At 65.7% G+C, this 19,039-nt stretch carries 18 protein-coding genes and 1 tRNA gene; 11 read left to right on the top strand and 8 right to left on the bottom strand.

The window, feature by feature from the left end; all coding sequences use genetic code 11:
* Positions 1-15 precede the first annotated feature (15 nt).
* Positions 16-831 (top strand): inositol-phosphate phosphatase, encoded by an 816-nt coding sequence (gene suhB / locus PHLH3_RS24525; protein WP_173172866.1) that lies wholly within the window; start codon positions 16-18, stop codon positions 829-831.
* Positions 832-924: 93 nt separating this feature from the next.
* On the opposite strand, the gene PHLH3_RS24530 is transcribed toward suhB, so the two are convergent.
* The 6 genes from PHLH3_RS24530 to queA form a co-directional block, all read right to left on the bottom strand.
* The gene (locus tag PHLH3_RS24530; protein WP_111263297.1) at positions 925-1,479 is read right to left on the bottom strand and encodes a glycine zipper 2TM domain-containing protein; all 555 of its coding nucleotides are present in this window, start codon (positions 1,477-1,479) and stop codon (positions 925-927) included.
* 191 nt (positions 1,480-1,670) lie between these two features.
* Positions 1,671-2,582, bottom strand: a complete 912-nt coding sequence (gene secF, locus PHLH3_RS24535) for a protein translocase subunit SecF (protein WP_213630669.1) — start codon at positions 2,580-2,582, stop codon at positions 1,671-1,673.
* 10 nt (positions 2,583-2,592) lie between these two features.
* Positions 2,593-4,455 carry a protein translocase subunit SecD gene (gene secD, locus PHLH3_RS24540; RefSeq protein WP_213626130.1) on the bottom strand — a complete coding sequence of 621 codons (1,863 nt, stop codon included), beginning with the start codon at positions 4,453-4,455 and terminating at the stop codon, positions 2,593-2,595.
* A gap of 61 nt (positions 4,456-4,516) precedes the next feature.
* On the bottom strand, positions 4,517-4,858 hold the full coding sequence (yajC, locus tag PHLH3_RS24545) for a preprotein translocase subunit YajC (RefSeq protein ID WP_111263259.1): 342 nt from the start codon (positions 4,856-4,858) through the stop codon (positions 4,517-4,519).
* A 56-nt stretch (positions 4,859-4,914) separates the two neighbouring features.
* Positions 4,915-6,030, bottom strand: a complete 1,116-nt coding sequence (gene tgt, locus PHLH3_RS24550; protein ID WP_213630671.1) for a tRNA guanosine(34) transglycosylase Tgt — start codon at positions 6,028-6,030, stop codon at positions 4,915-4,917.
* Between the two features lie 14 nt (positions 6,031-6,044).
* A complete protein-coding gene (queA, locus tag PHLH3_RS24555) occupies positions 6,045-7,094 on the bottom strand; it encodes a tRNA preQ1(34) S-adenosylmethionine ribosyltransferase-isomerase QueA (protein WP_213626131.1) in 1,050 nt (349 codons plus the stop codon).
* Positions 7,095-7,202: 108 nt separating this feature from the next.
* On the opposite strand from queA, the gene PHLH3_RS24560 reads away from it, so the two are divergent.
* The 3 genes from PHLH3_RS24560 to PHLH3_RS24570 all read left to right on the top strand — a co-directional run bounded on the left by PHLH3_RS24560 (position 7,203) and on the right by PHLH3_RS24570 (position 8,456).
* A tRNA-Leu gene (locus tag PHLH3_RS24560) sits at positions 7,203-7,289 on the top strand.
* Between the two features lie 344 nt (positions 7,290-7,633).
* Positions 7,634-7,846, top strand: a complete 213-nt coding sequence (locus PHLH3_RS24565) for a cold-shock protein (protein ID WP_003459665.1) — start codon at positions 7,634-7,636, stop codon at positions 7,844-7,846.
* A 112-nt stretch (positions 7,847-7,958) separates the two neighbouring features.
* On the top strand, positions 7,959-8,456 hold the full coding sequence (locus PHLH3_RS24570; RefSeq protein ID WP_213626132.1) for an RDD family protein: 498 nt from the start codon (positions 7,959-7,961) through the stop codon (positions 8,454-8,456).
* A gap of 62 nt (positions 8,457-8,518) precedes the next feature.
* Here PHLH3_RS24570 and lptG read toward each other — a convergent pair whose 3' ends face one another.
* Both lptG and lptF read right to left on the bottom strand, forming a co-directional pair.
* Entirely contained in the window at positions 8,519-9,580 is a 1,062-nt protein-coding gene (gene lptG / locus PHLH3_RS24575; protein WP_111263255.1) for an LPS export ABC transporter permease LptG, read from the bottom strand.
* Positions 9,573-10,691 (bottom strand): LPS export ABC transporter permease LptF, encoded by a 1,119-nt coding sequence (lptF, locus tag PHLH3_RS24580; protein ID WP_173172856.1) that lies wholly within the window; start codon positions 10,689-10,691, stop codon positions 9,573-9,575. Before lptF ends, lptG begins: the two co-directional genes overlap by 8 nt.
* Before the next feature lie 143 nt (positions 10,692-10,834).
* On the opposite strand from lptF, the gene PHLH3_RS24585 reads away from it, so the two are divergent.
* The 7 genes from PHLH3_RS24585 (at position 10,835) to PHLH3_RS24615 (ending at position 18,978) form a co-directional block, all read left to right on the top strand.
* A complete protein-coding gene (locus PHLH3_RS24585; protein WP_213626133.1) occupies positions 10,835-12,319 on the top strand; it encodes a leucyl aminopeptidase in 1,485 nt (494 codons plus the stop codon).
* Positions 12,320-12,382: 63 nt separating this feature from the next.
* Positions 12,383-12,802, top strand: a complete 420-nt coding sequence (locus PHLH3_RS24590; protein ID WP_173172852.1) for a DNA polymerase III subunit chi — start codon at positions 12,383-12,385, stop codon at positions 12,800-12,802.
* 9 nt (positions 12,803-12,811) lie between these two features.
* Entirely contained in the window at positions 12,812-13,285 is a 474-nt protein-coding gene (locus PHLH3_RS24595) for a DNA polymerase III subunit chi (RefSeq protein WP_213626134.1), read from the top strand.
* Between the two features lie 108 nt (positions 13,286-13,393).
* A complete protein-coding gene (locus PHLH3_RS24600; RefSeq protein WP_213626135.1) occupies positions 13,394-16,225 on the top strand; it encodes a valine--tRNA ligase in 2,832 nt (943 codons plus the stop codon).
* A gap of 55 nt (positions 16,226-16,280) precedes the next feature.
* Positions 16,281-16,730 (top strand): hypothetical protein, encoded by a 450-nt coding sequence (locus tag PHLH3_RS24605; protein WP_213626136.1) that lies wholly within the window; start codon positions 16,281-16,283, stop codon positions 16,728-16,730.
* Between the two features lie 13 nt (positions 16,731-16,743).
* Complete coding sequence (locus PHLH3_RS24610; RefSeq protein ID WP_213626137.1) at positions 16,744-17,040, top strand: winged helix-turn-helix domain-containing protein; 297 nt, start codon at positions 16,744-16,746, stop codon at positions 17,038-17,040.
* 108 nt (positions 17,041-17,148) lie between these two features.
* The gene (locus PHLH3_RS24615; RefSeq protein ID WP_213626138.1) at positions 17,149-18,978 is read left to right on the top strand and encodes an SLC13 family permease; all 1,830 of its coding nucleotides are present in this window, start codon (positions 17,149-17,151) and stop codon (positions 18,976-18,978) included.
* The last annotated feature ends 61 nt before the right edge of the window (positions 18,979-19,039 follow it).

The raw sequence follows: 19,039 nt of genomic DNA on the forward strand, positions 1-19,039 counted from the left end.
CCAGGTGACTCCCCCATGCAGCCTATGCTGAATATCGCCCTGCGCGCCGCTCGCAGCGCCGGTGAATTGATCTTCCGCTCCATCGAGCGCCTGGACGTGATTTCGGTGAACGAGAAGGACGCCAAGGACTACGTCACCGAGGTCGACCGCGCCGCCGAAGAAACCATCATCCAGGCCCTGCGCAAGGCCTATCCGACCCACAGCATCCTCGGCGAAGAAGGCGGCTCCATCGCCGGCACCGGCGAAGGCGCCGACTACCAGTGGATCATCGACCCGCTGGACGGCACCACCAACTTCATCCGCGGCGTACCGCACTTCGCCGTGAGCATCGCCTGCAAATACAAGGGTCGTTTGGAACACGCCGTGGTACTCGATCCGGTGCGCCAGGAAGAGTTCACCGCCAGCCGCGGCCGTGGCGCCGCCCTCAATGGCCGCCGCCTGCGCGTCAGCCCGCGTAAGAGCCTGGAAGGCGCCCTCCTGGGCACCGGCTTCCCCTTCCGCGACAGCCAGCTGGACAACCTCGACAACTACCTGAACATGTTCCGCAGCCTGGTCGGCCAGACCGCCGGCATCCGCCGCGCCGGCTCCGCCAGCCTGGACCTGGCCTATGTCGCCGCTGGCCGCTTCGATGCCTTCTGGGAATTCGGCCTGTCGGAGTGGGACATGGCCGCTGGCGCCCTGCTGGTGCAGGAAGCGGGCGGCCTGGTGAGCGACTTCACCGGTGCCCACGACTTCCTCGAGAAAGGCCACATCGTCGCGGGCAACACCAAGTGCTTCAAGGCCGTGCTGACTGCCATCCAGCCGCACCTGCCGCCGTCACTGAAGCGCTGATACGCTCGCGTTACGAAGAACCCGGCCTGGCGCCGGGTTTTTCATGCCCACGAAAAAGGCGCCCGGAGGCGCCTTCTTCATTTCATCCGGCGATCACTGCTGGATGCCAGCCTGACGCTGGGTCAGCACCAGACGACCTTCCTTGGTGACCGGAATCTGCGCACCCGGATCATGATCCATGCGCACCTGGTTCACCTTGCCATCCAACTGGTATTGCACGTCGTAGGCGACGACCTTCTCGTTGGTCTCCTGGACGGTGTTGCAACGGGTTTCGGTGGTGGTGTAGGTGTCGCTGTTCTGCATGTGTTCCTGCACCTTGTTGCCGGCATAGCCACCACCCACGGCACCTGCGACCGTAGCGATCTTCTTGCCGTTGCCACCGCCGATCTGGTTGCCCAGCAGGCCACCCGCTACCGCACCCAGTACGGTACCGGCGATCTGGTGCTGGTCCTGGACCGGCTTCTGCCGGGTCACGGCGACGTCCTTGCAGACCTCACGCGGGGTCTTGAAGGTTTCCTTGACCGGCTGCACCGCGAGCACCTCGGCATATTCGGGGCCATTACCCACAAGACTGTAGGTAGCGACAGCGCCACCGGCGGTTACACCGACCGCACCCAAAACGGCGCCGACGAGCATCGACTTGTTCACATGGACCTCCTGGTTCATCAACCGGCGCATCTGCGCCCTACTCCCTGCCTTGGAGTACAGACTTTTTCCCGAGTTCCCGTAGGCCCTATCCGACAACAGCGAGTGGGACGACCATCACAAGCCTGCCGCAACTCGGGCTCCGGGAATGAAAAAGCCCGCAGAAGCGGGCTTTTCCAATCGAGCCTCAGGGCTCAGGGACGGTCATCCGCCTCGGCGGTCACGGCCGGAGGAATCAGGTCCTCCGAGCTCAGGCCCAGCCAGATCAGCACCGGGGCACTGATGTAGATCGAGGAATAGGTACCCACGACCACACCCACCAGCAGTGCGACCGCGAAGCCGTGCAGGCTGTCGCCACCGAACACCAGCAGCGCGACCAGGGCCAGCGCGGTGGAGGTCGAGGTGGCGATGGTACGCAACAGGGTCTGGGTGCACGAGACGTCGATGTTCTCGATCAGGTCGGCCTTGCGCAGTACGCGGAAGTTCTCGCGGATACGGTCGAAGATGATGATGGTGTCGTTCAGCGAGTAACCGATCATCGCCAGCACCGCCGCCAGCACGGTCAGGTCGAACGGCAACTGGAAGAACGCGAGGATGCCGAGGGTGACGATCACGTCGTGCACCAGGGAGGCGACCGCGCCGACGCCGAACTTCCACTGGAAGCGGAAGGCCAGGTACAGGAGGATGCCGCCAAGCGCAAGCAGCATGGCGAGACCACCCTGGTCACGCAGTTCTTCGCCCACCTGCGGGCCGACGAACTCGACACGCTTGACCACGAACTGACTCTCGGCGTCGATCTTGCGCAGGGACGCGGCGACCTGGTTACCCAGCTGGGGGTCTTCACCCGCCAGGCGCACCAGCACATCGGTGCTGGCACCAAAGCTCTGCACAACGGCATCGCGGTAGCCGGCCTGACCCAGCTCTTCCTTGATCAGCTCAAGGTTGGCGGGCTTCTCGTAAGCCAGCTCGATCAGGGTGCCGCCGGTGAAGTCCAAACCGAAGTTCAGGCCCTTCATGAACAGCGCACCGATACCGACAAGGCTGATGACGACGGTGACGGCGAACGCAAAATTGCGGATCGCCATGAAGCGGATGGTTGACTTGATCATGGCTGCCTCAGATCCACAGTTTCTTGAAGTTACGGCCACCGAAGATCAGGTTGACCAGACCACGGGTGAACATGATCGCGGTGAACATCGAGGTGACGATACCCAGCGACATGGTGACGGCGAAGCCCTTGATCGGGCCGGTGCCCAGCGCGAAGAGGATGCCGCCCACCAGCAGGGTGGTCAGGTTGGAGTCGATGATCGCCGCATAGGCACGGTCGAAGCCCTCGTGGATGGCACGCTGCACGGACATGCCATTGGCCAGCTCCTCGCGTATCCGCGAGTAGATCAGCACGTTGGCGTCCACCGCCATGCCCAGGGTCAGCACGATACCCGCGATGCCCGGCAGGGTGAGGGTCGCGCCGATCGCGGACATCAGCCCCACCAGCAGGGCCAGGTTGAAGGCCAGGGCAACGGTCGCCAGCACGCCGAAGAAACGGTAGATGGCGATGATGAACAGCGAGACGAAGATCATCGCCCACTCGGTGGACTCGATGCCCTTGACGATGTTCTCGGCACCCAGGCTCGGGCCGATGGTGCGCTCTTCGGCGAAGTACATCGGCGCGGCCAGGCCGCCGGCGCGCAGCAGCAGGGCCAGTTCGGAGGACTCGCCCTGGCCGTTCAGGCCGGTGATGCGGAACTGGCTGCCCAGTGGCGACTGGATGGTCGCCAGGCTGATGATCTTCTTCTCTTCCTTGAAGCTCTGGATTGCAACTTCCTGCTCGACACCGTCGACCACCTGCTTGGCGTAGCGGGTCAACGGACGCTGCTCGATGAAGATCACCGCCATGCTGCGACCGACGTTGTTGCGGGTGGCGCGGTTCATCAGTTCGCCACCGTGGCCATCCAGACGGATGTTCACTTGCGGACGGCCATTCTCGTCGTAGCTGGCCTGGGCATCGGTGACCTGGTCACCGGTGATGATCAGGCTGCGCTCCAGCGGCACGGGCGGACGCCCCGGCTCACGGAATTCGAAGGACTCGGTGCTGGCCTTGCTGGCATCGGGTGCGGCGGCGAGGCGGAATTCGAGGTTGGCGGTCTTGCCCAGGATGCGCTTGGCTTCGGCAGTGTCCTGCACGCCCGGCAGCTCGACCACGATTCGGTTGGCGCCCTGGCGCTGCACCAGCGGCTCGGAGACACCCAGCTCGTTCACACGGTTGCGGACGGTGGTCAGGTTCTGCTTGATCGAGTATTCGCGGATCTCGGTCAGCTTGGCCTGGGTCAGGGTCAGGCTCATCACCTGCTGGTCGCCACGCTCGGCGGTCTTCAAGTCGAAGTCGGTAAAGGATTTGCGGATCAGCGACTGGGCCTTTTCCAGCGACTCCTGGTCGCTGAAGCCAAGCTGGAAGCCATTGTCGATGCCCGGCAGGCTGCGATAGCGCACGCGCTCCTTGCGCAGCAGGGTGCGGACTTCGCCCTCGTAGATCTTCACGCGGGCGGATACGGCTTTCTCCATGTCCACTTCCAGCAGGAAGTGAACGCCACCGGAGAGGTCGAGGCCGAGCTTCATCGGCGTCGCATGCACGCTGCGCAGCCAGTCCGGCGTGGTCGGTGCCAAGTTGAGCGCGACCACGTAGTCGTCCCCCAGAACCTTGCGCACGACATCCTTGGCCGGCAGTTGATCGCCCAGCTTCGTCAGGCGCAGCAGGCCGCCGCGCTCGCTGACGCTAGCACTTTTCACCTCGATCCCGGCCTGCTTGAGAGCAGCCACGGAGCGGTCGAGATCGCCCTGCTGGATTTTCAGCGCCGTACTGTTGCCGGATACCTGGATGGCCGGGTCATCGGGGTAGAGGTTGGGAGCGGAATAAACCAGGCCGAGGGCGAGAACCGCCAGGATCAGCAGATATTTCCACAGAGGGTATTTGTTGAGCATGACACCGCCCGTTATGACGCGGGGCGCCTTAGGCGCCCCGTGAATGGTGAAGAACGAATCGTTAGATGGCTTTCAGCGTGCCTTTCGGCAGCGTGGCCGCGATGGCGACCTTCTGGATCTTCAGTTCGACGGTATCGGAAACCTCGATGACCACGAAGTCATCGGAAACCTTGACCACCTTGCCCGCAATACCGCCGGAGGTGACCACTTCGTCGCCCTTCTGCAGGTTGCCCAGCAGGTTCTTGTGTTCCTTGGCGCGCTTGGACTGGGGACGCCAGATCATCAGGTAGAAGATGACCAGGAAACCAATCAGGAAAACCCACTCAAAGCCGGTGCCGGCGGGACCAGCGGCGGCTGCCGGGGCAGCGGCGTCGGCATAGGCGGCGGGAATCAGAAAGCTCATGTAGCACTCCTGTTGCGAAAATACGAAGAATGTTCAGCTCTATATATGCGGCGTTATCAGTCCAGGGGCGGTGTCGGTAGTCCGCGCCGGGCATAGAAGGCATCGACAAAGGCGGCCAATTTACCCTGTTGGATTGCCTCGCGCAAACCAGCCATAAGGCGCTGGTAATGCCGCAAGTTGTGGATTGTATTCAACATGCTGCCGAGCATTTCGCCGCATTTGTCCAGATGGTGCAGATAGGCCCTGGAGAAATGTTTGCAGGTGTAACAGTCGCAGCTCGGATCCAGCGGAGAATCATCGTGCTTGTGCACCGAGTTGCGGATCTTCAGCACCCCGGTCTCGACGAAAAGGTGGCCGTTGCGCGCGTTGCGGGTGGGCATCACGCAGTCGAACATATCGACGCCGCGCCGCACGCCCTCCACCAGGTCCTCCGGCTTGCCGACACCCATCAGGTAGCGCGGCTTGTCGGCCGGCATCTGCGCCGGCAGGTAGTCGAGTACACGGATCATTTCTTCCTTGGGCTCCCCCACCGACAGCCCGCCGATGGCCAGGCCGTCGAAGCCGATCCGGTCCAGCCCCTCTAGCGAACGCATGCGCAACTCTTCATGCATGCCGCCCTGGACGATGCCGAACAGCGCGGCGGTGCTTTCGTCGTGGGCGGCCTTGGAACGGCCGGCCCAGCGCAGCGACAGCTCCATGGAGCGCCTGGCCACGTCGAAATCCGCCGGATAGGGCGTGCATTCGTCGAAGATCATCACGATGTCGGAACCGAGGTCGCGCTGCACCTGCATCGACTCCTCGGGCCCCATGAATACCTTGGCGCCGTCGACTGGGGAGGCGAAGGTCACGCCCTCCTCCTTGATCTTGCGCATCGCGCCCAGGCTGAACACCTGGAAACCGCCCGAGTCGGTGAGGATCGGGCCCTGCCACTGCATGAAGTCGTGCAGGTCGCCGTGACGCTTGATCACTTCCATGCCCGGACGCAGCCAGAGGTGGAAGGTGTTGCCGAGGATGATCTGCGCGCCGATGGCTTCGATGTCGCGCGGCAACATGCCCTTCACCGTCCCATAGGTGCCCACCGGCATGAAGGCCGGCGTCTCGACCACGCCACGGGGGAAGGTCAGGCGGCCACGACGGGCCTTGCCTTCGGTGGCCAGCAATTCGAAGGTCATGCGGCAAGTGCGTGTCATGCTTGGTCCTCGGGCCCGCGCGGTGCGGGGTTGCGGGTGATGAACATGGCATCACCGTAACTGAAGAAGCGATAGCCCTGCTCGACCGCCGCCGCGTAGGCGGCCATGGTCTCCGGGTAGCCGGCGAAGGCGGACACCAGCATCAGCAGGGTGGATTCGGGAAGATGGAAATTGGTCACCAGGGCATCCACCACATGGAACGGCTTGCCCGGGTAGATGAAGATGTCGGTATCGCCACTGAAGGGCTTGAGCGTACCGTCCCGCGCGGCGCTTTCCAGCGAGCGCACGCTGGTAGTGCCTACGGCGATCACCCGCCCCCCTCGCGCACGGCAGGCGGCCACTGCATCCACGACCTCCTGGTCGACCTGGAGCCACTCGCGATGCATGTGGTGCTCTTCGATACGCTCGACACGAACCGGCTGGAAGGTGCCGGCGCCGACGTGCAGGGTGACGAAGGCCGTCTCGACGCCCTTGGCCGCGATGGACTCCAGCAGCGCCTCGTCGAAATGCAGCCCGGCCGTGGGCGCCGCAACGGCACCGGCATGGCGTGCATAGACAGTCTGGTAGCGCTCGCGATCGGCATCCTCGTCCGGCCTGTCTATATAAGGAGGCAATGGCATGTGCCCGAGGCGATCGAGCAAGGGCAGCACCTCTTCGGCGAAGCCCAGCTCGAACAGCGCATCGTGCCGCGCGAGCATGGTCGCCTCGGCGCCACCGTCGATGAGGAGGGTCGAACCCGGCTTGGGCGACTTGCTCGAACGCACATGGGCGAGCACGCGGTGGCTGTCCAGCACGCGCTCCACGAGGATTTCCAGCTTGCCGCCTGACGCTTTCTGGCCGAACAGGCGCGCCGGGATGACCCGGGTGTTGTTGAACACCATCAGGTCTCCGGGACGCAGGTAGCCCAGCAGGTCGGCGAAACCCTTGTGGGCGAGTTCGCCCGTAGGGCCGTCCAGCACCAGCAGGCGGCTGGCGCGGCGCTCGCTCAGGGGATGGCGGGCGATGAGGTGCTCGGGGAGCTCGAAGTGGAAGTCGGCAACGCGCATGGTGGGGGTCGTCTCGCAGGGGCGCGAATATTAACGGAAATGCGGAAATCTGACCACGCGGGCGGATTGACCCGCCTCGGTCGCCTCCCTATACTGCGCCGCCATCGTGCCCCGGTGGCGGAATCGGTAGACGCGGCGGATTCAAAATCCGTTTCTGGCGACAGAGTGAGAGTTCGAGTCTCTCCCGGGGCACCACGACTCCAGCAAGCCCTCGTACTCGACGAGCTTGCAGCTCTCCGCAACAGCTTTTCATCCTCCTGTTGCGTCCTTTTTCCAGATGCAGTGCATCAGCATTGGAAATCTTCCCAAACCCCGCCTAGCATTGAGCTTTCGGGGGGTTGGCAATTCAAAGAAAGTTAGCGTAGAGTGTGCGCACTGTGTTTGCATGGGTCGCTGTTGAATCGTGACCTGGTGCAGTAGATCCTACAGATCCGCTACATCCCGCTCGACTTCTCTTACTCTCTGCAACCAGTTCCAGCCCTCTATGCTTTAAGAAAAGCAAGAGGCTGTCATCAACTCTAGTTTCAAGGAAATAAGACATGTCGAATCGTCAAAACGGCACCGTTAAGTGGTTCAACGACGAGAAGGGTTTTGGTTTCATCACCCCCGAAAGCGGTCCGGATCTGTTCGTGCACTTCCGCGCAATCGAAGGTAACGGCTTCAAGAGCCTGAAAGAAGGCCAGAAAGTCAGCTTCGTCGCTGTGCAAGGTCAAAAAGGCATGCAGGCCGACCAGGTTCAAGTCCTGGGCTAAGCCTCCTGCTTGAAAGAACCCCTGATGGAAACATCAGGGGTTTTTTTATGCCCGTGATTCCGTAGACCCCAGCCTTTAGAATGTCGCAACCCCACGTTTGCAAGGGCTTTCCATGCCGAACCCGAAACTGCGCCCCGAAGGCGACTTCCCCGTCGCCGGGCCGATCCGTCGCTTCGCCGCGATCTTCTATGACTTCCTTCTCTGCGTGGCCCTGATGATGGTGGTCACCCTCTTCTACCAGCAGGCGATACTGCGCGCGATCTTCGGCGGCGATCGCCTGCGACAGATGGCCGAGCAGGGCGCGCTGATCGGCGACCCCATACTCTCCAGCCTGCTGTTCCTCAGCCTGTTCGCCTTCTTCAGCAAGTTCTGGATGCGCGGCGGCCAGACCCTCGGCATGCAGGTCTGGGGCGTGCGCATCCAGAACCGCGACGGCTCGGCCATCAGCCTGTGGCAGGCGCTGTTGCGCTTCGTGGTCGCCATCGGCTCCTGGCTGTGCTTCGGCCTCGGCTTCCTGTGGATGATCGTCGACAAGCAGAAACGCAGCTGGCACGACATGTACTCCGACAGCCAGGTGGTGCAACTGCCGAAGAACATCCACAAGAAGTAGCGCCACCCGAATCGCACCCAAGAAAAAGCCGGCTCGCAGCCGGCTTTTTCGTACCCGGGGACCTACCCCGCACGCCTGAGCAGCAGCACGCCAGCCAGCGCGCAAATCCCCGCCGGGATCAGCACCGCCAGCAGCGGCGAGAACCCGAACACCAGGCTGGATGGCCCGAGCAGGTCCTGGCTGATGCGCACCACGAAGCCGATCACCACGCCGGTGAACACGCGCTGCCCCAGCGTCACCGAGCGCAGCGGGCCGAAGATGAAGGAGATCGCCATCAGCACCAGCGCGCCGGTGACCAGCGGCTGCAGCACCTTGGTCCAGAACGCCAGCCAGTAGCGGCCATTGTTCAGCCCCTGGTCCGCCAGGTAATGGGTGTAGCGCCAGAGCCCGGTGATCGACAGCGCCTCAGGCTCCATCGCCACGGTGCCCAGCAGTTGCGGGCTCAGCTCGATGTCCCAGCGCTCGTTCGGCGACTCGATCACCTCGGTGTGGTCGCCACGGAAGTAGGTCGTGGAAACGTCCTCCAGCTGCCAGTGATCGGTCTGGTACATGGCGCGACGGGCGAAGCTCGCCGACTGCATGCGGCGCTCGCCATCGAAGTCGTAGCGGGTCACGCCATAGAGCACGCCATTGGGCTGCACGGCGTTGATGTGCACGTACTGGTTGCCCTGGCGATGCCACTGGCCGCGCTTCGCGCTCTGCGCCTCGCCGCCGCCCTGCGCCAGCGCACGATTGCCCTGCGCCAGGTTCTCGCTCCACGGCGCGACGTATTCACCGATCAGCACGCCCACCAGCATCAACACCAGCAGCGGCTTCATCACCGCCCAGACGATGCGCCCGATGGAGACGCCAGCCGCCCGCATGATGGTCAGCTCGCTGCTGCTGGCCAGGCCGCCGAGGCCGATCAGGCTGCCGATCAGCGCCGCCATCGGCAGCATCTCGTAGATGCGCCGCGGCGTGGTCATGAGTACATAAACGGCCGCCTCCATGACCCCATAGGAGCCGTCGACGTCGCCCAGCTCGTCGATGAAGGCGAACAGCAGCGCCAGCCCGACTATCACCCCCAGCACCGCGAGGATGCCGAAGAACACGCTGGTGCCGATATAACGATCCAACCTAACCATGGGCCACCTCACGGGCATCACGACGAGCTGCCCACTTCAGCCGCAACGGCTCCCAGTAAAGCAATGACAGGCCGACCAGCAGGAACATCCCGTGCACCCACCAGAGGCCGAGCGCCATGGGGATCTTGCCCTTGTCCAGCTGGCCGCGCGCAGCGATCAGCAGGGACAGGTAGGCCATATAAAGGAGGATCGCCGGCAGCAGCTTGAGGAAGCGGCCCTGGCGCGGATTGACCCGCGACAGCGGCACCGCCAGCAGGGTCACCACGAACACCAGCAGCGGGATGGAAATGCGCCACTGCAGCTCGGCCTGGTAACGCGGGTTGTCGCTGCCGATCAGCTCGGACGTCGGGATCGCCTCGCGCTCGCCGATCTCACCGCTGATCTCCGGCTTGGGCAGGAGGATGCCGTAGGTCTCGTACTTGATCGCGCGATAGTCGGCCTTGCCCGGGTTGCCGTCGTAGCGGTAGCCGTTCTCCAGGATCAGGTAGCGGCTGCCATCCTCGTGGATGACCTGGCGGCCCTTCTCCGCCACCAGCACGCCGATGCCGCGCTCCTTGTTGTTCTGCGACAGGCGCTTCTCGGAGATGAACACCCCGCCCAGCTCGCCACGATCGGCCGACAGGCTCTCGGTGTAGGTCACCCGCGTACCGTTCTTCATGGTCTGGAAGCGGCCGGGCACCAGCGTGTCGAACTCGGTCAGCGCGTCCTGCTCGTTGAGGATCCGCGCCACCTGCGCCACGCCCTGCGGCGCCAGGCCCAGGCTCAGCCAGGCGACCAGCAGCGCCACCAGGGTGGCCGGCGCCAGGCTGTAGGCCATCAGGCGCTGCTGGCTCATGCCGGTGGCGGCGAGCACGGTCATCTCGCTGTCCAGGTAGAGCCGGCCGTACGCCAGGAGGAAGCCCAGGAACAGGCCCAGCGGCAGGATCAGCTCGAGGAAGCCCGGCAGGCGGAACCCCATGATCAAAAACAGCACCCCCGGGTCCAGGACGCCTTGCGCGGCCTGGGCCAGATACTTGATGAAACGACCACTCATGATGATCACCAGCAGCACCGCACTCACGGCGCTGAGGGTGACAAGGACTTCACGGGACAGATAACGGAAGACAATCAAACCAGACACTCCAGGGTTGTCAGGCTCAGGCGGCTACGCTCAAACTAGCCGCTTTGTGGCCAGCCCGCCGAACCGGCGGACCACTGAAAAATGGCCGGCATTATATCCTGCAATCCCGACTCTTTGTCTTGGGGACATACGTCATGGAATTCCTCGTCAAAAGCGCTCGCCCGGAAACCCTGAAAACCGCCACCCTGGTCGTCGCCGTCGGCGAAGGCCGCAAACTGGGTGCCGCTGCCAGCGCACTGGATGGCGCCACCGGTGGCGCCATCGCCGCCCTGCTCAAGCGTGGCGACCTCGCCGGCAAGGTCGGCCAGACCTTGCTGCTGCACAGCCTGCCCAACCTCAAGGCCGAACGCGTGCTGCTGGTAGGCGTGGGCAAGGAGCGCGAACTCGGCGACCGCCAGTTCCGCAAGGTGGTCGCCGCCGTCAACGCCGTGCTCAAGGGCCTCGGCGGCAGCGATGCGGTACTGGCCCTGGGCGAACTCGCCGTGAAGGGCCGTGACGCCTATGGCAAGGCGCGCCTGCTGGTGGAGACCCTGGCCGACGGCACCTACCGCTTCGATCGCTTCAAGAGCACCAAGGCCGATGCGCCGGTCCTGAAGAAGATCACCCTGCTGGCCGAGAAGGCCGAGCTCGCCGACGTCGAGCGTGGCAGCGCCCATGCCCGGGCCATCGCCACCGGCATGGCCTTCACCAAGGACCTCGGCAACCTGCCGCCGAACCTCTGCCACCCCAGCTTCCTCGCCGAGGAAGCCAAGGCCCTGGCCAAGGCCCACAAGAACCTCAAGGTCGAGGTGCTGGACGAGAAGAAGCTCAAGGAGCTCGGCGCCGGTGCCTTCCTCGCCGTCGCCCAGGGCAGCGACCAGCCGCCGCGGATGATCGTGCTCCACTACCAGGGCGGCAAGAAGGACGATAAACCCTACGCCCTGGTCGGCAAGGGCATCACCTTCGACACCGGCGGCATCAGCATCAAGCCCGCCGCCGGCATGGACGAGATGAAGTACGACATGTGCGGCGCAGCCAGCGTGCTCGGGACCTTCCGTGCCCTGGTCGAGCTGCAGCTGCCGATCAACGTCGTCGGCCTGCTGGCCTGCGCCGAGAACATGCCCAGCGGCGGCGCCACCCGCCCCGGCGACATCGTCACCACCATGAGCGGCCAGACCGTCGAGATCCTCAACACCGACGCCGAAGGCCGCCTGGTGCTGTGCGACACCCTCACCTACGCCGAGCGCTTCAAGCCCCAGGCGGTGATCGACGTCGCCACCCTCACCGGCGCCTGCATCGTCGCCCTGGGCAGCAACGTCTCCGGCCTGATGGGCAACAACGAGACCCTGGTGAAGCAGATCCTCAAGGCTGGCGAATACGCCGACGACCGCGCCTGGCAACTGCCGCTGTTCGACGAATACCAGGAGCAGCTCGACAGCCCCTTCGCCGACATCGCCAACATCGGCGGCCCCAAGGCCGGCACCATCACCGCCGGCTGCTTCCTGTCGCGCTTCGCCAAGAAATTCCACTGGGCCCACCTCGACATCGCCGGCACCGCCTGGGTCAGCGGCGGCAAGGACAAGGGCGCCACCGGTCGTCCGGTGCCCCTGCTCACCCAGTACCTGCTGGACCGCGTGTAAACTGCCGCACCGCCCGGCGGCGCAGGCCGCCGGGCACCCGCCTCACCTCAGGAACACCCAGCCATGACCCGCGTCGAGTTCTACGTCCTTTCCTCCAGCACCCCGGCGGACCGCCTGCGCGCCGCCTGCCAGCTGGCGAGCAAGGCCTGGCGCCACGGCCTGCCGGTGTTCGTGCGCTGCGCCGACAAGGCCCAGGGCGCCGAGCTGGACGACCTGCTGTGGCGCTTCAAGGCCGAGACCTTCATCCCCCACGGCCTGCACGAAGACGACCCGCAGGCGCCGGTGGTGATCGGTGGCGACGAGCAGCCCGAGGCCGCCCAGGGCCTGCTGATCAACCTCGACGCCAGCCTCTCGCCGCACCTCGAGCGTTTCAGCCGCATCATCGAGATCGTCAACCAGGAGCCGGCCCTGCTGGCCGCCTGCCGTGAGAATTTCCGTACCTACCGCCAGCGCGGCTATGATCCAAAGCGAGTCGAACTCTAAGCACGCCCCATGGACAACTCCAGACCGCCGCAAAAGCCCGCACACCTGCTGGACGACCTCGAATCGATCCGCGCCCTGCTCGACGAACACACCAGCAGCGAGCCGCCCCTGCTCACCGAGTCCGTCGACCCGGACAGCATCCCCCTGCTCTCCGAGATCGTCGAAGCGCCGCCCTTCGAGCTGCCCCCACGGGGCAACGAGCCCATCGCACCCAGCCCGGCCCCGGCCCCCAGCGTGCAGCCCACGCCCCCGCCGCGTGCCGAGCAGCCGGCGCAGACGCCCCTGCAGGGCGCCCTGCAACGCAGCGCCGAAGCCGCCAGCGCCCAGGAATTCAGCCGCCTGGACACCGAGCTGCGCGCCGCCGCGCAACTCATCCTGCAAGACGTCATCGACGACTTCGTCCCGCAGATAGAAGCCGAGCTCAAGCGCCGCCTCAGCGCCCGCCTGACCCGCCTCCTGCCCCAGCCGCCCCGCCGCGGCTGAGTCGCACGCCACTCGCCCCCTGCCCCGCTGCCCGCGCTTGGGGCTTGTAGCCGCAGCCGCTATACTCGGCGGCTTTCCGATCAGTTGCCGACACGGTCCCGCCGCACCATGGACAAGACCTACCAGCCCCACGCCATCGAATCCTCCTGGTACCAGACCTGGGAGAAGAACAACTACTTCGCCCCGCAAGGTTCCGGCGAGCCCTACACCATCATGATCCCGCCGCCGAACGTCACCGGCAGCCTGCACATGGGTCATGGCTTCAACAACGCCATCATGGACGCGCTGATCCGCTTCCGCCGCATGCAGGGTCGCAACACCCTTTGGCAGCCGGGCACCGACCACGCCGGCATCGCCACCCAGATGGTGGTGGAGCGCCAGCTGGCCGCCCAGGGCGTCGACCGCCACGACCTCGGCCGCGAGAAGTTCCTCGAGAAGGTCTGGGAGTGGAAGGAACAGTCCGGCGGCACCATCACCCGCCAGATCCGTCGCCTCGGCTCCTCCGTCGACTGGTCGCGCGAGCGCTTCACCATGGACGACGGCCTCTCCGAAGCGGTCAAGGAAGCCTTCGTACGCCTGCACGACGACGGCCTGATCTACCGCGGCAAGCGCCTGGTCAACTGGGACACCAAGTTCCACACCGCCATCTCCGACCTCGAAGTGGAAAGCCACGACGAGAAGGGCCACCTGTGGAACCTGCGCTACCCGCTGGCCGACGGCCTGAAGACCGCCGACGGCAAGGACCACCTGGTGGTCGCCACCACCCGCCCGGAAACCCTGCTGGGCGACAGCGCCGTCGCCGTGCACCCGGAAGACGAGCGCTACAAGGCCCTGATCGGCAAGTTCGTCGTCCTGCCCCTGGTCGGCCGCCGCATCCCCATCGTCGCCGATGACTACTGCGACCCCGAGTTCGGCACCGGCTGCGTGAAGATCACCCCGGCCCACGACTTCAACGACTACGAAGTCGGCAAGCGCCACGACCTGCCGCTGATCAACATCTTCGACAAGAACGCCGCCGTGCTCGCCACCGCCCAGGTGTTCCACCTCGACGGCAGCGTCAACGACGCCTTCGACGGCAGCCTGCCCGCCGCCTACGCCGGCCTCGACCGCTTCGAGGCGCGCAAGCGCATCGTCGCCGACATCGAAGCCCTCGGCCTGCTGGAGAAGATCGACGACCACGCCCTCAAGGTGCCCAAGGGCGACCGTTCCGGCACCGTCATCGAGCCCTGGCTGACCGACCAGTGGTACGTCTCCACCAAGCCGCTGGCCGAGAAGGCCATCGCCGTGGTCGAGAGCGGCGAGATCCAGTTCGTGCCCAAGCAGTACGAGAACATGTACTTCAGCTGGATGCGCGACATCCAGGACTGGTGCATCAGCCGCCAGCTCTGGTGGGGCCATCGCATCCCCGCCTGGTACGACGAAGCCGGCAACGTCTACGTCGGCCGCGACGAGGCCGAGGTACGCGCCAAGCACAACCTGGGCGACACCGCCCTGCGCCAGGACGATGACGTCCTCGACACCTGGTTCAGCTCGGGCCTGTGGACCTTCTCCACCCTGGGCTGGCCGGAACAGACCGACTTCCTCAAGACCTTCCACCCCACCGACGTGCTGGTCACCGGCTTCGACATCATCTTCTTCTGGGTCGCCCGGATGATCATGCTGTCCACCCACCTGACCGGGCAGATCCCGTTCAAGACCGTGTACGTCCACGGCCTGGTGCGCGACGGCCAGGGCCAGAAGATGTCCAAGTCCAAAGGCAACGTCCTCGACCCGCTGGACATCGTCGACGGCATCACCCTCGATGCGCTGCTGGAGAAACGCACCAGCGGCATGATGCAGCCCAAGCTGGCCGAGAAGATCACCAAGCAGACCCGCGCCGAGTTCCCCGACGGCATCAACAGCTTCGGCACCGACGCCTTGCGCTTCACCTTCTGCTCGCTGGCCTCCACCGGCCGCGACATCAAGTTCGACATGGGCCGCGTCGAGGGCTACCGCAACTTCTGCAACAAGCTGTGGAACGCCGCCAACTTCGTCACCGAGAACACCGATGGCCAGGACACCGGCGTCAACGGTGAAGCCGTCGAGCTGTCCTCCGTCGACCGCTGGATCATCTCCCAGCTGCAGCGCACCGAAGCCGAAGTCACCCGCCACCTCGACGCCTTCCGCTTCGACCTGGCCACCCAGGCCCTCTACGAGTTCGTCTGGGACGAGTACTGCTCCTGGTACCTCGAGCTGGTCAAGCCGGTGCTGTGGGACGAGAACGCCCCGATCGAGCGCCAGCGTGGCACCCGCCGCACCCTGGTGCGCGTGCTGGAGGTCATCCTGCGCCTGGCCCACCCGTTCATGCCCTTCATCACCGAAGAGATCTGGCAGCGCATCAAGGCCCAGGCCGGCGTCAGCGGCGACACCCTGATGCTGCAACCCTGGCCGGTGGCCAACGAGGCCCGCATCGACGCCGCCGCCGAAGACGACATCGAATGGGTCAAGACCCTGATGCTCGGCGTGCGCCAGATCCGCGGCGAGATGAAGATCTCCATGGCCAAGCGCATCGACGTGGTCCTGGCCAACGCCAATGCCGAAGACCTGCGCCGCCTCGCCGACAACGGCCCGCTGCTGAACAAGCTGGCCAAGTTCGAATCGGTCCGCGTCCTCGCAGCCGGCGAAGAAGCCCCCATGTCCGCCACCGCCCTGGTCGGTGACATGCAGGTGCTGGTGCCCATGGCCGGCCTGATCGACAAGGAGGCCGAACTGGCGCGCCTGGACAAGGAAATCCAGCGCCTGGACGGCGAAGTGAAGCGCGTCGGCGGCAAGCTCGCCAACGAAGGCTTCGTCGCCAAGGCCCCGGCCGAGGTGCTCGACAAGGAGCGCGCCAAGCTCGCCGAGGCCGAACAGGCCCTGGCCAAGCTGGCCGAGCAGCGCGAGAAAATCGCCAACCTGTAAGCCCCCAAGGCCCGCCACCCGGCGGGCCTTGTTCTTTCATAGGGAAATGGAAGACATGCCCATCGAACTGCGTTTCGAATCCCACCTCGCGGTCAGCCCCGGCCAGGCCTGGAGCTGGATCACCGACGTCGACCGCCTGCGCGAGGAAATGCGCCCCTGGCTGCGCATGAGCGTGCCCGCCGGCGTCCGCAACCTCGAAGACCTCGCCGTCCAGCCCGGCGAACCCCTGTTCACCAGCCACCTCTGGCTGTTCGGCGTCCTGCCGCTGGGCACCTCACGACTGACCCTGCGCGAACTCACCCCCGGCGTCGGCTTCGTCGAGGAGTCCCCCATGACCGGCATGCGCCTGTGGCGCCACGAACGCCGCCTGGAACAAAGCGCCAGCGGCACCCGGGTCATCGACCAGCTCACCGTCGCGCCCCTGTTCGGCACCCGGCTGGTCCGGCTGTTCCTGCGCCTGTTCTTCGCCAACCGCCACCGCGTCCTGCGCCGTCGCGCGCCCTGACCCCGGAGCCCCCATGGAAACCAGCAAGACCAAGACCAGCTTCTACCGCCGCCTCTACGTCGCCTGGCTGATCGACAGCGGCACCGCCGCCAGCGTCCCCGCCCTGATGGACGCCACCGGCATGCCCCGCCGCACCGCCCAGGACACCCTCGCCGCCCTCGCCGACCTGGACATCGACTGCCAGTTCCAGCAGGACGCAGGCGCCCGCAACAACGCCGGCCACTACGTGATCCGCGACTGGGGCGCCATCGACAAGACCTGGATCGCCGCCAACCTGCAGCAGATCAAGACCACCCTCGGCTACCCCTGACAGAATCCCGCCGTAAACGGTCGTAGCCCGGGCTTCAGCCCGGAACCCCCTCCGGGTTGAAGTCCGGGCTACGGTGCAAAGGCCACACCCCATCCAGGAGCCCCCGCCATGACCCCGCAACTCATCTGGGTACTCGGCCTGCTGCTGGTGGTCGTCACCCTCTTCGTGCGCAACCGCCCGCGCATGGACGCCGTCGCCCTGCTGGCCCTCGTGGCCCTGGTGCTCAGCGGCGTGCTCGGCACCGAACAGGCCCTGGCCGGCTTCAGCGACCCCAGCGTCGTGTTGATCGCCGCGCTGTTCATCATCGGCGACGGCCTGGTGCGCACCGGCATCGCCTACCGCCTGGGCGACGCGCTGGTGGCCCGCGCCGGTAGCAGCGAAACCCGCCTGCTGGTGCTGCTCATGCTCAGCGTCGCCGGGCTCGGCTCGGTGATGAGCTCCACCGGCGTGGTCGCCATCTTCATCCCGGTCGTGCTCGGCGTCGCCGCGCGGCTGAAGATCCCACCGGCGCGGCTGATGATGCCGCTGGCCTTCGCCGGCCTCATCAGCGGCATGCTCACCCTGGTGGCCACGCCGCCGAACATGGTGGTGCACAGCGAACTGCGCCGCGCCGGCTTTGACGGCTTCGGCTTCTTCGGCCCCACGCCCATCGGCCTCGCCGTGCTGGTCCTGGGCGTGCTCTACATGCTCGCCGCCAGCCGCTGGCTCGGCCGCGCAGGCGGTGACGGCACCACCACGGCGCCGCGCCTGACCCTCGCCGACCTGGCCGGCGCCTACCACCTCAGCGAGCGCGAAAGACGCCTGCGGGTACGCGCCGACTCGCCGCTCGCGCGGCAGGCCCTGAACGAGCTCGAGCTGCGCCGCGAGTACGGCATCAACGTCATCGCCGTCGAGCGCCAGCGCAAGTTCCGCACCCTGCTGCTCATGGCCACCGGCAACACCCAGCTGGAACCCGGCGACGTGCTGCTGGTGGACCTCGCCAGCCCGGCCATCGGCCTGCTCGGCGCCTACCACGCACTCGGCCTGGAGCCCATGCCGCTCAATGCCTCCTACTACAGCCTGCACGCCCACCAGCTGGGCCTGGCCGAAGTCGCGCTGCCGCCCGAGTCGGAGCTGCCGGGCAAGACCATCCAGGAACTGGGCTTCCGCAGCCGCCACCGCCTCAACGTCGTCGGCCTGCGTCGCCATGGCCGCCCCCTCGATGGCGTGCTGGTGGACGAGAAGCTCAAGGGCTCCGACACCCTGCTGGTGGCGGGCGAATGGAAGGACATCCACCGCCTGCAGGCCCAGGGCCGCGACTTCCTGGTGCTGAGCCTGCCCGCCGAGGTGGACGAGGTGGCGCCCACCGCGCACAAGGCACCCCACGCCCTGCTCAGCCTGGCGGTGATGGTGATCCTGATGGTCAGCGGCCTGGTGCCCAACGTCATGGCCGCGCTGGTGGGTTGCCTGCTGATGGGCGCCTTCCGCTGCATCGACCTGGACAGCGCCTACCGCGCCATCCACTGGCCCACCCTGATCCTCATCGTCGGCATGCTGCCCTTCGCCCACGCCCTGCAGCAGACCGGCGGCATCGACCTCGCCGTACAGGGCCTGGTGGCGTTGCTGGGCGATGCCGCACCGCGCCTGGTGATCGCCGCGCTGTTCGTACTCACCGCAGTGATCGGCCTGTTCATCTCCAACACCGCCACCGCCGTGCTCATGGCGCCGGTGGCCATCGCCACCGCCCAGCAGCTCGGCGTCTCGCCGCAGCCCTTCGCCATGACCGTGGCCCTGGCCGCCTCCGCCGCCTTCATGACGCCCATCTCCTCGCCGGTGAACACCCTGGTGCTCGGCCCCGGCCAGTACCGCTTCGGTGACTTCGTCCGCGTCGGCGTGCCCTTCACCCTGCTGGTGATGGCCGTCACCGTGCTCCTGGTGCCCTGGCTCCTGCCCTTCTGACCGGTCGCCGGCGGCGGCTGGCCAAACCCGCCCGGTTGTGAATAATGCGCCCCTGCCCCTC

This window comes from Pseudomonas sp. Pc102 (genome assembly GCF_018408275.1).
GTDB lineage: Bacteria > Pseudomonadota > Gammaproteobacteria > Pseudomonadales > Pseudomonadaceae > Metapseudomonas > Metapseudomonas tohonis.